1 pseudogene is annotated in these 246 nt (G+C 56.1%); it reads right to left on the reverse strand.

Annotation, left to right across the window (positions count from 1 at the left end):
- A pseudogene (locus EO130_RS15425) lies at positions 1-246 on the reverse strand (hypothetical protein); the annotation flags it as partial.

Below are 246 nucleotides of genomic sequence, written 5' to 3' on the forward strand. Positions count from 1 at the left end.
ATCCGGAACACCGTCGCCATCGCTGTCGAGCACATCCGTGACATCATAAGGATTCGTTCCCTGCTGTTCCTCCACATAATCTGGGACACCATCGCCATCGCTGTCAAGCACATCCGTGCCATCATAAGGGTCCGTGCCCTGTTGTTCCTCCACATAATCCGGAACGCCGTCTCCGTCGCTGTCGAGCACATCCGTGGCATCATAAGGGTCCGTGCCCTGTTGTTCCTCCACATAATCCGGAACACC

Origin of the sequence: Flagellimonas marinaquae (assembly GCF_003992675.1) — a bacterium.
Lineage (GTDB): Bacteria > Bacteroidota > Bacteroidia > Flavobacteriales > Flavobacteriaceae > Flagellimonas > Flagellimonas marinaquae.